At 50.9% G+C, this 15,820-nt stretch carries 13 protein-coding genes; all 13 read right to left on the bottom strand.

All coding sequences use genetic code 11. The features are described 5' to 3' along the window. Positions 1 to 30: 30 nt before the first annotated feature. Positions 31 to 1,272, bottom strand: coding sequence for an NAD(P)/FAD-dependent oxidoreductase (locus tag L3D05_RS24730; RefSeq protein ID WP_239619051.1), 1,242 nt, complete (start codon positions 1,270 to 1,272; stop codon positions 31 to 33). A gap of 18 nt (positions 1,273 to 1,290) precedes the next feature. Beyond that, on the bottom strand, positions 1,291 to 1,608 hold the full coding sequence (locus L3D05_RS24725; RefSeq protein WP_239619050.1) for a MocE family 2Fe-2S type ferredoxin: 318 nt from the start codon (positions 1,606 to 1,608) through the stop codon (positions 1,291 to 1,293). Positions 1,609 to 1,766: 158 nt separating this feature from the next. Beyond that, positions 1,767 to 2,858: a fatty acid desaturase family protein gene (locus tag L3D05_RS24720; RefSeq protein ID WP_239619049.1), complete on the bottom strand. Its 1,092-nt coding sequence runs from the start codon at positions 2,856 to 2,858 to the stop codon at positions 1,767 to 1,769. A gap of 87 nt (positions 2,859 to 2,945) precedes the next feature. Next, positions 2,946 to 3,848, bottom strand: coding sequence for a sugar phosphate isomerase/epimerase family protein (locus tag L3D05_RS24715; protein WP_239619048.1), 903 nt, complete (start codon positions 3,846 to 3,848; stop codon positions 2,946 to 2,948). Positions 3,849 to 3,876: 28 nt separating this feature from the next. After that, the gene (locus tag L3D05_RS24710) at positions 3,877 to 4,980 is read right to left on the bottom strand and encodes a Gfo/Idh/MocA family protein (RefSeq protein ID WP_239619047.1); all 1,104 of its coding nucleotides are present in this window, start codon (positions 4,978 to 4,980) and stop codon (positions 3,877 to 3,879) included. Positions 4,981 to 5,324: 344 nt separating this feature from the next. Next, a complete protein-coding gene (locus tag L3D05_RS24705) occupies positions 5,325 to 6,302 on the bottom strand; it encodes an aldose 1-epimerase (RefSeq protein WP_239619046.1) in 978 nt (325 codons plus the stop codon). 28 nt (positions 6,303 to 6,330) lie between these two features. Beyond that, positions 6,331 to 7,323: an ABC transporter permease gene (locus tag L3D05_RS24700; RefSeq protein WP_239619045.1), complete on the bottom strand. Its 993-nt coding sequence runs from the start codon at positions 7,321 to 7,323 to the stop codon at positions 6,331 to 6,333. A 20-nt stretch (positions 7,324 to 7,343) separates the two neighbouring features. Continuing rightward, positions 7,344 to 8,306, bottom strand: coding sequence for an ABC transporter permease (locus L3D05_RS24695; RefSeq protein WP_239619044.1), 963 nt, complete (start codon positions 8,304 to 8,306; stop codon positions 7,344 to 7,346). 27 nt (positions 8,307 to 8,333) lie between these two features. Continuing rightward, positions 8,334 to 9,848, bottom strand: a complete 1,515-nt coding sequence (locus L3D05_RS24690; protein WP_239619043.1) for a sugar ABC transporter ATP-binding protein — start codon at positions 9,846 to 9,848, stop codon at positions 8,334 to 8,336. Between the two features lie 78 nt (positions 9,849 to 9,926). Then, positions 9,927 to 11,024: an ABC transporter substrate-binding protein gene (locus L3D05_RS24685; RefSeq protein ID WP_239619042.1), complete on the bottom strand. Its 1,098-nt coding sequence runs from the start codon at positions 11,022 to 11,024 to the stop codon at positions 9,927 to 9,929. Between the two features lie 178 nt (positions 11,025 to 11,202). Continuing rightward, positions 11,203 to 12,834 carry a response regulator transcription factor gene (locus tag L3D05_RS24680; RefSeq protein WP_239619041.1) on the bottom strand — a complete coding sequence of 544 codons (1,632 nt, stop codon included), beginning with the start codon at positions 12,832 to 12,834 and terminating at the stop codon, positions 11,203 to 11,205. Between the two features lie 30 nt (positions 12,835 to 12,864). Continuing rightward, positions 12,865 to 14,718 carry a cache domain-containing sensor histidine kinase gene (locus L3D05_RS24675; protein ID WP_239619040.1) on the bottom strand — a complete coding sequence of 618 codons (1,854 nt, stop codon included), beginning with the start codon at positions 14,716 to 14,718 and terminating at the stop codon, positions 12,865 to 12,867. A gap of 140 nt (positions 14,719 to 14,858) precedes the next feature. After that, positions 14,859 to 15,701 (bottom strand): helix-turn-helix transcriptional regulator, encoded by an 843-nt coding sequence (locus L3D05_RS24670; protein WP_239619039.1) that lies wholly within the window; start codon positions 15,699 to 15,701, stop codon positions 14,859 to 14,861. Between the last annotated feature and the right edge of the window lie 119 nt (positions 15,702 to 15,820).

Genomic DNA, 15,820 nt, shown 5'->3' with positions numbered 1-15,820 from the left:
GTTTCATTCCTTTCGCTTAGCGCCCTATATTTACGCGCGCAGTAGCTCCTTCAATCTTCTGGATGGATCCGACAGAGCGGCTAACTCGGGCCGGACTTGCTTCTCGATCAACATTTCCGCTAATCGAAACTCCTTCGCAATGCCCCCGGATGGACCCATTCCGCTTACGGAAACGAGCCTGCCGTCGGTCGCGACATGGAAGAACAGCTTGCCCGCCTCGCCTAGATCTCGCTCCACGGTTGTATCCGTAGTCTCGGACAGCCCCGCTACTTGCAACGTTTGGTCGTATTGGTCGGACCAGAACCAAGGTAATGCCGAATAAGGTACAGCCGCACCTAGCATATTGCCCGCGACGTGTGTTCCTTGATCCTGCGCGTTACGCCATGCTTCCAACCGAATTCGCTTTCCGCCATAGAGCGGATGCGGGAAAGAACAACAGTCGCCCGCGGCGAAGATGTCCGGATCGCTCGTCACGAGCAGTTCGCTTACCTTCACTCCGTTATCGACCTCTAACTCGCTTGTGACGGCCAGCGTCATCTCGGGAATCGCTCCGATTCCCGTAATAATGACATCGCAGTTAACCGTCGTTCCGTCAGCCAAAGAGATAACGTACTCTCCGCTAACTTCCTTGTCCACGCTTTCGATCATTACGCCGATCTTGAATTTAACTCCAGCCGCGCGATGCCTTTCCTCGACCATAACCGCGATCTGTTCCGGTACGCCGCGCATCAATATTCGAGGAGCCACTTCCACGAGCGTGACCTCGCACCCTTTCGTTACCGCGCTAGCCGCAACTTCAAGGCCGATAAAACCGCCCCCGATGACCGCTACTCTTTTGCCGGGTTGAAGCTGTTCCCGTATTCGAATCGCATCCGCGAACGTACGAAGGTACAGCATCTCCTCCGCAGCGTTCCCTTGGACGGATAGTTTTCTTGGATTAGCGCCCGTAGCGAGCAGCAATCTCTCGTAAGGTACTTGTATCCCACTCACCAGCTCGACATTATGGGCTTGCCTGTTAATCCGTACAGCTGCATCGCTCGTAAGAAGACCGATGTTATGTTCGTTCAATCTATCGCTACCGAGAATCGTGGTCGGAGCCGGTTCACCCGCTTCATAGAGCTGGTGCTTGGAAAGAGGCGGGCGCTCGTAGGGATGCCACCTCTCGTTGCCGATCATCGTAATTGCACCCGTCCAGCCTTGCGTCCGAAGCTCCACCGCTGCGCGCGCTCCCGCTTCGCCTGCTCCGACGATAACCATTCCATAGTCCTTCATAGTCCTGCTCCTTCAACATCAAATCTGGATATATACCTTATCTGCCTCGATCTTCACGGGATAGGTTTTAAGATCCACGCATACCGGCGCTCTCTTGGCTTGACCGGTTGCGATGTCGAAGCGTCCGTTATGTTTGGGACATTCAATCACGTTACCCATAACCAATCCGTTAGATAAATGAAATTTCTCATGCGTGCAATACCCGTCGGAAGCGAAAAAATCTCCCTTTTCCGTGCGATAGATAGCGAAAGTCCTGTCTTCATGGTCAAACCGAATGACGTCCTCAACCTCGATATCGTCCACTTCGCAAGCTTCAATCCATTGTCCACTGCTCATGACCTTCACTCCTTGCGATAATCTAGTTGAAACTTCTATGAATAAGAGAAACCGCGATTCTTACCTCAATATAAACAATTTTAAGTACCCGGAATACGAGGTGGATTAGACATTTTACATGACGGATTAAACGAATTCGCTGCTTCTTGCCTCTCCGGTTACGCCTCGACCTTGATGTTCAGATCATGCTCGATTCCGTACATGTACGGACGCGCGGTGCTCGGGAGCGGCTTGACGACGACATAAGCCGGGTCGTGCTTCTGCTTGCGCAACGCCGTGACGACTTCCTTCAATGCCGCCCATAATCCCGGCCGTGCCGCCGGACAATCGTCCTTCATCTCCGCGTGAAGCTTAGCGAGCGCATGGTACGGTACCATCGGAAACATATGATGCTCCGTGTGATAGTTCATGTTCCAGTACAAAAATCTAAGAATCGGGTTCATGTAGATCGTCCGCGAATTCAGCCTATGGTCCAGCACGTCCTCGTATAAGCCGAGATGCTGCGTGACGCCGAACGTAATGACCACGATACCGCCGAAGAAGGAAGGTAAGAAGATGAACATTGCCGGCAGGATGCTGCCCGCATAGACGCAAGCTCCGATGATCGCCAAAATAATGAGCATGTATACGCGCGCTTCCCAGAACGTCTTGTTATGCTGGGACTCCGGAATATACTCCTTCTCCTGCGCCTCCAGCTTGCCGAACGTATGAAGGATGAAGCGCTTGATCTCGACCGGTCCGCCGTACAGATGGAAAATCTGCATCAACAGAATTCGCCATACCGGAGGCCGCTCCGTAATAATCTCCGGGTCCCGCCCGACGATGATCGTATCGGTATGATGTCGCGCATGGCTCCACCGCCACGGGGTTGCCGACCTCAGTACCATGAAGGACGCGATCTGGTAGATCACTTCGTTCATCCACGGCGTCTTGAATGCCGTGCCGTGTCCGCACTCGTGCCATCTGGAATCCCCCGGCGTCGCATAAAGGATGCCGTAAGCGAGAAATGCCGGAATGGCCCACCATGTTCCCCAGGAAAGGAAGGCGAGATAGCCCAGAATAGCAAGGCCGCCGAACCAGATAATCGTATCCCGGATGGCCGGACCGTTCCTTCTTTTCATAAGCTCCTTCATCTTCGCTCGCGGAATCGGGCTTGTGTACCACTCCGCCGTCGCCAATCCTTTTTCCTGAGCCCGTTTATTTTCCGGACCCGTAATACTGTAATCTCTCTTCTGCACAACGATCGCCATGCTCTAATCCACCCCGCTCGTATAAATATCTAACAGATAAGCGCGATCGCGCTTATCTGCAGACAACTTTGCTTGCTTACATATCGATTAAACTCCGTTTTTCTTCAGCTTCCCGTCCAAGAACTTCTTCGCGCGCGGAATGTCCGCTTCGTCCAAATGCTCGATGATGATCGGAATGTTCGGATGCAGCTTCCCGAGCCTTTGCAAATACAGATCGTAATTCAGAATTCCAAGACCTGGAGCTGGAAGTTCGACTGCTCCTGCGCCGCGGAACGTATGCGATTCGTCAGCGTCGATGTCCGCATGCTTCTCTGAGGTATCTTCTGCCGGCTTGCAATCCTTCGCATGAGCGATTTTAATTTTATCGCCCAATGTATTGAAGATGTGGTTAATCTGATCGTCGACATGATTAATGTTATCGCCCGTGAAATAGTTGGTTGGATCCATCAGCAATCCAAGCCCCGGATGGTTCACGTCATGGAATAAGCGAGACAACTGTTCGACAGAGCCGATGACGTTCTGGATGTAGTTCTCTACCAGGAAGACCGAACCATGTTCGTATGCGAACTTCGCGAGATCTTCGAGCGTCTTGCACACTTCCTGATAAGCTTCTTCCGTTCCGTTCTTCGGATCCCATACCCAGTCGCTCTCGACGTTGTAAGTTCCCGTTTCACTGATGACATAAGGGGTTCCGAGATCGCGTGCGAATTTTAGCAGATTTTTAAGTCCGCTAATGTTCCGCTCGCGTATCTTCGAATCGGGATGAATAATATTCGTATAACCGGAGATTCCAACAATCGGCAGATTCGCGTCCCGGAATGCATCACGAATGATGTGCGCTTTCTCTCGAGTCAGGTTATGCTCATTCACGTCCATGTCTTTGAACGAAAGGTCCAATTGAACGCTGCTGAATCCGTCTCTCTTAATTCTGGAAATGACTTCTGCCAAAGAATGAGGATAATAACCGGTAAAAATACCTACTGAGATCATGTGCAAGTTCCTCCCTTAAATGGTTTGTTTATGAGTTGGATTGTGTAACTTCGCTGAAGGTTACCGTGCGGCTTTCGGCAATGGATTTGTAACAAGCGTCTACGGCGGCCATCGTATTCAGGTTATCCCTGCCGCCGATCTCCGGCTCGCTGTCCGTCTCCACCGCGCGAAGCAATTGCGCCATCGTTCCTTGGAAAGCATCCGGAAACCATACTTGGTCCCACGTCGGCCGGAACCATTGGTTCGGCGACTGCTTTGTCGTAAATTCGAGCGTACTCGGCGTTCTTTCGGGATGAGGCCATCCGATAGTACCTTGGGCCATTCCGTCCAGTCCGACGACTCTCCATTTGATATAGATGTCCTTCTCGGCGCCTTCGCCCGGCCAAGCCCAAACGTCGTCTAGACTCGTAGCCATGAGTTCGTTGCTGTACTGGAACGTATATTGGGAAATCCCGTCGATGTGCTTGAACTTCGTTCTCGGATCCTTGCGCGCGACAGCTGTAATTTTCTCCGGATCGCCGAACAGGTACCGGAACGCGTCGATGTGGTGGATGCCCATGTTGAGGATTTCAATTCTCTCGTATTGATGAAGGAAATCCTGCCAATGAGGGATCGCCCGCATTTCGATCGTCGCCAGCACGGGGTCTCCGAGATAACCCCGGTCGAGCACCGTTTTGAGCGCCCGGATCGATTGGTCGTAGCGCATATTCGAATTTACTCCGATTTTAATGCCCGCGGCTTCGCACAATTCGACGATCTCCCGCGCTTCTTGCGAGTTCATGGCTAGCGGCTTCTGGCACAGAATTCCTTTGATATGCGGTTGCTTGACGGCCAACCTCACGACTTCGAGCTGCCTGTCCGGGGGAACCGCGACGTCGAGAATCTCGATCTCGGGATCTTGGACCAGCTGTTCCCATGTCTCGTGTACCTTCGGAATATTCCGCAGTTCGGCAACCGCCTTCGCATTCGCGTACGTACGCGATGCGATTGCGACGGGATTAAAGCCCGCATCCTTGTACGCGACCAAATGACAATCCCGCATGATGAATCCGGAACCGATGCAGCCGATCCGGTAATCTTTGCGGTTAGGCATTTCCGGTTCGATGTTCAAGTTCAAGTCAATTGCGCTCAATCGTTGTTCCTCCTCTTCAGCCAAGCCGTTGTTATGTTCTAATCATAAAATTCCGAGCCCTCTAAGCCGACTCATAAAATCAACTTCTTAGGAGTGTTTTTTATACCTGTTGAAGCGCTTACTTTTGTTGGGTACGCGGTAATGCGCCGAACGTAAAAAAACCGCCGGGATTCCCTGACGGTTTACACGATGGAACGGATTCTAGAATCATTGAAGGCTGCACATTGGGAGTAAATTGAGCGGGTTTTCCGCTCTAGATCAACTAAACAAGGCAAAACAACAAAAAGGAGCTATTTCACCGCGTCTTCCGACGAGGAAATAGCTCTCTTAGAAAACTGCCTTTCCTACTCCACCCACATGCTCGTGCTGAAACTAAATGTTTCTCCCGCTTCGATGCCCCGCGCACCCGTCCGTTCTTGCTCATATGGAAGGTTAAACGCATCTGTAACGTACGTGTACGGTTCGAGCGAATAAGCGGATGACCAATCCGGACGGAAGAGCAACACGTAAGGAAACTCCGGTCCGAATCGATAGGCGATCGTATACCCTCTGTCTTTCATTTCCATGCGACAGGTGCTTTCCCCGCCAGACAGAGTGAAGAGGTTGCAGCCCAGCTGCGGATAGTCGGCAATAGAGACGCCTTCTTTCAAACAAAGGCTGTAGTCCGTCACCGACGGCTCCCCTGCAACCAGAGCTAAGTTCGTCACCGGCCACTCCGCCGTCGCGGGTACTTGTAGCCTAATCTCTTCTCCGCTATCGAACGGAATAGAGAAATACGGATGGAGCCCGAACGCTAACGGCGCCTCGTCTTCTCCCTCGTTCGCGATCGTCCCGTTCAACTCCAATCGTCCTTCTAGCAACCTGACCGTAACGGTAAAGATCAGCGGGTGAGGAAAATAAGCCATGATGTCAGGATGCTCGGCATAGCGGAATTGGCTGATCACGTAAGCTCCGCCTTCGTCCGATGCCCCCGTCTCGATCACTTCCCAAGCTCTCGAACAAATCTCGCCGTGCAGATGAAAGTTCGGCGGCTCGTTCAACGGAAGACGATATTCTCTACCTTTATAGGTCAATCGGCCGTTCTTCACCCGATTCGGAGGGAATAGAATCGGCGTTCCGTATTGAAAATCGGTTAGCTCAACGTTCTTGAACGAACTCACGCTGGCAGGCGGTACGAGAACCTGCCGTCCTCCGCTCTCGAAACGATAGAGATTGTTCCCGACCTCGGGAACAATCTCCGCTACAGAATCGCTTCCTGCATCCGTTAACTCAATAACGGCCATTCCGTCTTTCATTATTCGGTTCGCTGCATATCGATCCATTACGCATCAACCTTTCGTCATAACTTCATCATGTTGTTTTCTGCCTGCCATAAGCAATGAGCAAGAGCAACAATATGATACCATAGACGATCTGCCGCCCGCCCTCGCTAATGTTCAGCGTGATGAGAATACTGCTCAAGGATGTCAGAAGAATAGCTCCCGCAACTGTACCATTATAGCTTCCAAGTCCGCCCGTTAGAGCGATTCCTCCGATGACGACCGCAATGATCGTAGGCAGCATGTAAGTCGCTCCGATATCGAGGAAAGCCGTCCCGGTATAGCTAAGGAGCATCATTCCGCTTATAGCCGATATCGCTCCGCTTGCGCCGTATACGACCGTACGGACGACCCTGGTTCTTACGCCGGACAGCTCCGTCGTTAGCCTATTGGTACCCAAGCCGTACAGCAGCTTGCCCCATTTCGTCCGCGTAAGGAACACGGCAACGATAACGGCAACCACGATCCATAGAAACACGAGATTAGGAATACCCGCCGTTCTTCCGGTACCGAGTTCCTTAAGGAGCGGAGAGGCCATTCCTTTCGGTTGGCCGTTCGTGTAGACGAGAGCTCCCCCTTGAATAACGCTGGCCATCGCTAGCGTCATGACGAGCGGAGGTACCTTGAAGTACGAAATGCCTATCCCGCTGACGCAGCCGATCAGAAATCCGACCGCCAATACGATGAGGATAGCCAGAGGCAGGTTCCCGTCCAAACCGCCAATGATCTGCGAAGACATGACAGCTCCGAAAGAAGCCATCGCGCCCACGGATAAGTCGATGCCTTCGCCGCCGGATAAGACGACGAGCATCTGCGCCAAGGCAATAAACCCTAGCAAAGCGGATATGTTCAACACGTTCATAATGTTGGAGAATTCTCCGAACCCCGGGGAGATGATCTGCCCCGCGATGAAGATCAATACGGCGAGCGCGTAAGCGATTAGCACCTTAAAATTGCCAAGGTTTTTGACGCTTTTCAGCGTCAGGCCCGGGTTTCGCGCTTCGCTTGTTTGCAATTGGCTCATGCTTATGGTCAACCTCCCGATTAGGCAAGCGCCTTCTTCCGAAGCGTCGGAAGAATGGACAGCGTCAGCGCGAATATAATGATCAAGCCCTTAATCAAATCTTGGTAGAAGGAAGACAGGTTCGCGAAGAAAATAATGTTGGAAATGAATCCGAGAATGAGAGCGCCCAGAACAGCGCCGATCAGGTTGCCTTTACCGCCCTGGAGACTGATTCCTCCGATTACGACGGCCGCGATCGAGTTCAACGTATACGCCCGGCCCATGTTCGCATCGCCGGTTGCCGTTTGAGAGACGACGACCAATGCCGTCAACACGATAAAAATACTGCTGATCAGAAAAGCGTATAGTTTAACCTTCTTCGTGTTGATTCCGTTAGCGTAAGCCGCTTGCTCGCTGCCGCCGACGGCATAGATGTAACGGTAAATTTTCCGCCTCTGGATGAATCCCCAGATCACCAACCCGATGATAATGATCACCAAAGATACCGGCAGGATAGAAGCGATGTTCGTTTGATAAGCCTCGTAAAAAAAGGAAGGAATATACCCGCCGGGCTGCGGCATAATCAGAAGCGCCGCCCCGTAGCAGATCGCCGACACCGCGAAGGTGGAAATGATCGCCGGGAGCTTCAAATAACCGACCGTGATCCCGTTTAACGCTCCGACCGCGAAGGTCGCAACGAGCGAGAGACCGATTCCCACGAAGACGCTTGAAGGCGAATCGTTCATCGTCGCGGCCATGATAACCGTCGACAAAGTTACCGCCATCCCGAGGGAGAGATCGATTCCGCCGACCAGAATGACGACCGCTTGCGCCATGCTGGCGAGTACGAGCGGAGTAAAGCTGGCCAGGTTGGATTGAAAGACGTCAAAGGTGAAAAATCCGGGCTGCAAGTAGGCATTCACGGCAATCACAATGAGAAAGATAATAACAATCGGGAACAAGCTATGATGTTGGAGCTTATGCAAGCGATTTTGTCCTTTCAATTCGACTCACCCCAAAGTAGAGATAAACTAGTTTCCCGCAGCCTTCGCCGAACGCAAGGAAGCAGCCACGAAGCGTTGTTCGCTGTAATCGGAAGGCATCAATTCATCCACGATCTGATCCTCGAACAGAATGAATACGCGATCGCAAATATCCATTAATTCTTCATGGTCGCTTGCGTACAGAAGAACGGAAGTTCCCTGTTCGGCCAGTTTTCTAACCGTGTCGTACAATTCCTTCTTGGCCCCGATGTCAACGCCCTTAGCCGGATCGCTGAGCAGCAGCACCTTAGGAGATAACGGGAGCCATTTGCCCACGACGACCTTCTGCTGGTTGCCTCCGCTTAAGTATTGCACGACTTTGCCGGGATCGTTCGGAACGATGTTCACTTGGCCGATGACTTCATTGGCCTCCGCCTTAAGCTTCTTCATGTTCAGGAAAAACCCGGTTTTCTTCGTTGCGAATTGCGGAAAGATCAGATTAAGCAGCACATCATGCTGGAGGAACAAGCCTTCCTTATGCCGATCTCCCGGTACAAGGACCATTCCCTCCCGAACGGCATGTTTCGGATGCCGCAGCTTCAGCTTTTTCCCGCCTAGCGAGATTTGCCCCTGCTTCGGCTGGATAAGGCCGGACAATACGAGCAGCAGCTCTTCTTGCCCTTGCCCTTGAAGTCCTCCAAGGCCGACGACCTCGCCTTTCTTTATATCAAAGCTCACCCGATCCTTCGATTTGCGGAGCATGAGCTCCCGGACTTCGAGCATCTTTTCCGACTGTATGGCGCTACTCGCAGAAGCATTGTCTTTGGCATGCCGATGTTCTTTGCCGGATATCATGGAGACGATCAGGTTCTCGTCCTTGGCTTCGGTTTCGAAATCGATGGCGCCGACGGTTTCCCCGTTACGGAACACCACTACGTAGTCGCAAATGGTTTTGATTTCCCACAAGCGATGGGAGATAAAGATAATCGAGGTATGATTCGCCTTCAACTCCCGCATGACGGCGAACAATTTCTCTACTTCGGACTGCTCAAGCGGAGCGGTAGGTTCGTCTAGAATAAGTAGCTTGGGTTTCTGGGAAATCGCTTTGGCGATTTCTACGAATTGTTTCTGCGCAAGCGATAAGTCCTTCACTTTCTCGTCAATCGAGAGCTCGGGAGAGAATTTGGATAAATACGTTTGCGCGATCTCCCTCGATTGCTGATCCTTCATGAATCCCATGGCGCTTTCCGGTTCGGAGCCTAACGTCATGTTCTCCCAGATCGTCAGCTCGGGAACGAGACTGAGATGCTGATGAACCATGATAATCCCTTGCTTCTTGGCCTCTTGAGGGTTCGCGACGTTTAGCCGCTCGCCGTCGAACCAGATTTCTCCTCCGTCCGGTTTCACGACTCCTGATATCATTTTCGAGAACGTCGATTTCCCCGATCCGTTAGCTCCAAGCAGCCCGCATACTTTTCCTTGCTTGCAGATCAAATTACCGTCGCGAAGTGCCATGACTCCGCCATAGGATTTGCGCAACGATTTCGCTTCGAGTAATTGCATGGCCATTCTCCTCTTATTCGAAAGAGGGAATACCTCAGTACTCCCTCTTTCGTCGTATCGATTGTTACCCGTATGGCGTTATTCGAAAAACGCGTTCAATTGATCCTCAGAAAGATGCTCGTCAAGCGTAAACGTATCCGGCTTGTCCGATACTTTGCCCAATTCGGCTTCCAAGCTGTCGTTCTTGATGTGCGTGCTGATCGGATAGTAGAACGTGTTATCTCTCATCGGAAGATTGCTCTTCTGGCCCTGTAGCATTCTTACGCCAATTCCGAGCGCCGTCGCGCCGATACCCGGAGGGTTATTCTGGCCATACGTGCTGAAGCCTTCGCTGTCTTTTAATTCCTTCCACTTCTTCAGGAAGGCGACATTGTTTTCGCCCGTAATAACAGGGAGCTTCTTGTTCGCTGCTTGGAATGCGTTCACTACGCCAAGCGCCATTCCGTCCTGAGTAAGGACGCCGTCGATCTTAGGATAAGAAGCGATCAGGTTCGATGTGACTTGCTGCGCGTTCGCTTCGTCCCAGTTGCCGTTGACTTCCGTCAGAACTTTAATATCCGGGTTTTTCGCGAGCACTTCTTTCATCCCGATCAAACGGTTAACGTTAGCAGAGCTTCCCGCCAATCCGCTGACGATCACGATATCTCCTTTGCCGCCAAGCTCGTTCACGAACCACTCGGCAAGGTTTCTGCCGAACTCTTGTTGGTCGATGACAACGTTGATCGATTTCGGCGTCGTTACCGGCTGATCGAACGTGATTACGGTAATGCCTTTCTTAACCGCTTCTTCGATTACCGGATTGAGAGCGGTTTCAGAATTGGGATCGATAAGCAGCAAATCGACTTTGGCGTTAATCATATTGCGAATTTGCGCGATTTGGTTGTTCACGTCAACGCCCGCGTGCTGTACGATAATTTTCTCTATCCAACCTTTTTGTTTGTATTCTTCCGCGAGCTGTTCGATCGCTTCCGTCATTTGCGTTCTCCAGCCGTTGCCGATGTATCCGTTGCTCACTCCGACGACGATCGGTTTAATTTCTTTGGATTCCCCTTGCGAAGCGCTTGCGCTGCTAGATGCTGCCGAGTTGGACGGCTTGTTCTCGTTTTTGCCGCATGCGGACAAGACAAGAACCGAAGCAAGCATGATGCTGAGTACGATGGACAAACTTCTTTTCATTGAAAAGCCTCCCTTTGAAATGGAAAATCCATGATTCCACTCTCCACAGCATCCCGGTTTGTGTGATTGCTTTTGCGTGTATGGGTGTCTGTCTGAGACTTAGGTTATCATGGATGGCTGATTCCGCAGACTCACATAATCAACTAAACAAGTGCAAAAATTATACCTTTCGGTTCGGCTACCCGTTCATCGAGGGGAGGTCCTGTTGCCGATTTTCCGTATACTGGCTCGGGCTGATGCCGAAAAACTTCTTGAACACCTTGCTAAAATATTTCGGGTCCTCATAACCCACGATCTCCGATATCTCTTGCTGCCTCAAGGAAGTCGTCTCGAGGAGATGCTTCGCTTCTTCCATCCGAATTCTCGTAATATAGCTATTAAAACTTTCCCCGGTGTAGGTCTTGAAAATTCTACTGAAATAGATCGGATTAATGTGGTACTTCTCCGAAACCAAGTTCAGGGTAAGTTCCGAGCTGCAAAATTCCTTAATATAAGCTTTTACCCGGTACACGATTTCCTTGCCCGTCGCGTCTTGTCCTCCGATCAAGTGTTGGCAAGAGCTCTCTAAATATTGATACAACCAATCCACCATCTGATCCAGATGGCTGAATCCGGTGACGATCTCCGTAATATCCGCCACCGAGCCGACCAAAGCGGCATCGGAATGGACGGCCGCTTCCTCCTGAGCGAATTGCTTGATCACGAAATAAACCTCGAAGAACAACTCGTGAGCTTGCGTATGGTTGGCAATGAGCTTCTTCATAAGCGCGTTCTTGAACAAATAATCGATATGTTCCTTAACCTTGTCCCACTTCTTTTCTTTCAGAAAACGCGTCAGCAATTTCATATCCGCAGCAAAATTCGGTTTGTCGGCCTTAACCGGAACCTGAGAGAAATCGATGGCTTTGCCCGTCCCGAGCAAAAGTCTTTCCTTCACGGCAAAGAGCGCTTCGCGATAAGAAGCTTTGATCGCATTCGCTTGATCATAGACGCCGCCGAGTCCGACCGTCACCCGGATGCCGAATTTTTCTTCCAAGCTTTTCAAGAAAGGGACTAAGGAACGAACGATTTTTTCTTTGCCGTTCGAAGGCTCCGGGTGAAGCAGCAATATGAATTCATGATCGGGCATGATGTTCTTGATCACGCATCCCGCCCCCACGTTGGCCATATATTCGCCGCAAGCCGTTTCCATCTCATTGTAGAGCACGAGGTTGCGGATTCGGTTCGGATCGTCGGCGGAGGACTCCGACAACAGTTCGGACTTGATAATGCCGATCAGAAAACGCTGCTCCGCAAGCTCCTTCCTCCACTCTTGTTCCACATCGGCCGGAACCTGCTTGGAGCTTTTATCCCTGAGCCAATGGAGCAAAGACTCTTCTTTCTGCCTAAGCTTCTCCCGCTTCTCCCGCTCCTTCATCCAGGCGCTTTCCGAGGCGAGAATCTCGTCTTTGACAGCTAGAAGCGACGCCCTCATCTCGTTTTCTTTAAGCGGCTTAAGCAAATATTCCGATATTCCGTATTTCATCGCGGTGCGCGCGTATTCGAACTCGCTATACCCGCTGATCACGATAAATTTAACGGCTTGGTTGATTTCGGCTGTTTGACGGATAAGGGTAAGACCGTCCATGACCGGCATCGTAATGTCCGTTATGACCAGATCAATTGTACCGCCGGCGATATATTCCATTGCCTCGGCTCCATCGCTCGCTTCCGCGGCCACCTGCATGCCAAGGGAATTCCAATCGACTTTCATCTTAATGCCGTTCCGAATATGCAGCTCATCGTCCACGATCAATACGTTTAATAACATAGCTATTGAACTCCTTTCCATGTCCGAAGCTTAAGCGATATTATCACTCGGCGAATTTGACGAGGTTTGCGTTAATTGCGAGGTGTCTCGAACGATAGGAATCGTAATGGTCACCTTCGTTCCCAACCCTTCGGAGCTCACGATAGTCAAACCGAAAGCGTCCCCGTAGAAGCTCTTTATCCTGTGGCATACATTCGCAAGCCCGATATGCGCTCCACCGTCCGTCTTGCTGCGAAGACGGTTGGACGATGTTTCCAGCCGCTGAACGAGCGAGTTAAGCTCCTCATCCGTCATCCCGGCCCCATTATCCTGAACGGCAATCGCGAGATGGTCTCCATCAGGCAAAATAAACACTTTAATCGTCCCGGCTTTCCGGATTCCATGAATGACGGCATTCTCTACGAGAGGCTGGATCAGTAGTTTAACGATCTGGCAATCGCGCACGTTCGGATCTATGATGAATTGCCAACGAAGATCGTCTCCGTACCTTGTTTTCTGAATGTGCAAGTAACGTTGTAATTGGCCCACTTCCTCATCGATCGTCGCCACGTCGTTGCCGTTCGTGCTATATCGGAAAATGTCCGCCAGCATTTGGGTAATGGAGCTGATTTCCTTCTCTTGCTTCACGGTAGCGATACTATCGATGACCGATAACGTATTGTACAGAAAATGAGGATTAATCTGGGATTGCAATGCTTTAATCTCGGCATCCTTCTGCAAAATTTCCGCCTCGTAGACCCGATCGATCAGCTGGTTAATCCGTTTGAGCATCCGATTGAAGCTGCTGCCTAGTATTCCGATTTCATTATTGCTGTTCAGGTTGACGAACACCTTGAGATCGCCTCCCTCAACCTTGCGCATCGCGTCGGCAAGCCTTTGCACCGGCCTTGAGATGCTAATGGAGATGGACAGGGAAATCACAACGGCCAGCACGAGCAGCACGAGGTCGAGTTGAATCGAGAATTTACCGACGGAGACGATCCGTTCCATCAAATAGGAGTAAGGAATCGCGCTGACGACGTACCATCCGGTCGCCGTCGATTTGGCATAGGTGACCATGAACTTCTGTCCGTCCAGACTGGAGGAGAACATGCGCTGGTCTCCTTCTTGGGAATCGACAATTTGCGGAACGAACGAATACTCCGCGGGTTTAGTGAGCTTTTTCTTGCTCAGATGAGAGACGACCTTGCCCTCCTTATCCATGATGAACACGAATCCGTTAGGGCCCAAGTCGATATAGGAGAACGTATCCGCGAGCGCGAACTCTTTGGTACCGAGAACTAAAGTTCCCACTACAGTACCGCTGGACGGATCGTAGATCTTGCGCGTGAGCGTCGTTAAATATTCATACAGCATCGACGGGCTATGATTCTGAATCGTTCCCCGCCAATATACCGGTTCCGTCCGACTCATCGCCTGCGTATATTCGTTGGACAATTTGTAATCGTCCGGTACCATCGTCTCGCCCGATGTAATCGCCAAGTCCTGCCCGGTCATCAGAATTTGCGCTCCGACGATCTCTCTCTTCGAGCTAAGAATTTGCCCGAGCTTCTTCTTGAGCTTATCCGCTGCACGATCTCGGACCTTGTCGTTATCCTCAGCGGATATTTCCCTGATCGATTGTTGAATGTCGATCGAGGAAACGATTTGCAGGCTTATGTCCTCGATCCCGGTGAGCAAGGCATCGAGCCGTCCGGCAGACTGTACCATGATCTGCTCGGAATACAAGCCGGTTTTCTCTTCAATGGCTTTGTAGGAGTTATTGTATAACACGTATCCGATCACGATTGCCGGAATGACGGTCAAAATTAAGAAAAAGATGAACAGCTTCCACTGCAATCGCCCGAAAAACGAGCGCGACAACCGGTTCCATTGACCGAACACCGTTGTTCCCCCTAACTGATGCCTTATCTGTATGCGCTTCCACGATCACTTCTAGCATAGGGGAAAAGATCGAAACCTACTTAACCAAAGATCAAGCCAAGTTTGTGATTTTGTTCACCGCGGGACGAAGCAAAGGCAGCTTATTCCGTCCAATATTCCGTTCGGCTACGGTACTGGCTTGGGGAAACTCCCCGGTGTTCCTTGAAAACTTTGTTGAAATAATGAATCGAATTGTACCCGCATTCGAATCCGATCGAAGTGACGGGCCGATCCGTCGTGTCCAAGAGATGCATCGCTATCTGGACGCGTAATCTATGAATAAATTGATTGGGCGATACCCCCATCAAGCTTCGGAAATCATGATAGAACCGTGTCTTGCCTTTGCCATAGAGCTGAATCAGCACTTGAATGTCGATCTCCTCGGTCATATGCTGGAGCAAATATTCCAGCACGAGGATCATTCCCGAATCGACGATCGTACTGCCCGTTTCGGCTTGCCGCTCTAACGTATACCGATAGATTTGAATAAGAATATCGATAAAATACATAAATTGTTGCGTCTCCCAACCGGGAGCCTTGCGTTGTTCTTCCTCATAGGCACGGATTGCCGCTTGGTGAATAAGAGCCGCGTACGGACTCGATTTCTCGATATGGGGCGATACGGAATCGGAGTAGAAAGGGTATAGCAATTGGTATCCCTGCGGAATCAGCTTTACGATAGACGGGGAGAACAGCACCAGTATCCAGACGATCGGCCTGCCCGGCTCTTGAACGAGATTATAATGCGGCTCGAAAGGCCTGAACACGAACACGTCTCCCGCTTCCCCGGCAATATCGCTGTTTAGCAGGCGAAAGATAGCCTTATTTTCCAAGAGAACGTTAATCTCCAACCAATCATGCATATGCAGCTCATGCTCGACATCATAATCGACTCTCTTGCTGAACATCAATTGCTTCTCGTACTTCAAATCGACGAAGAACATGCGTCGCAACCCCTTATGCGCGTTCGATTTCACTGATCGTGGTTTCTATTATAAAGCACTTCATGCGTTGGTCTACTAAAGAAAAGCCACAGCTTTATGAACTAACGATTGCCGATGTA

It is taken from the genome of Cohnella mopanensis (genome assembly GCF_022352055.1).
In the GTDB taxonomy this organism is placed as follows: Bacteria; Bacillota; Bacilli; order Paenibacillales; family Paenibacillaceae; genus Cohnella; species Cohnella mopanensis.
The sequence above is the reverse complement of the archived record's forward strand: the minus strand, read 5'-3'. Positions and strand labels throughout refer to the sequence as shown.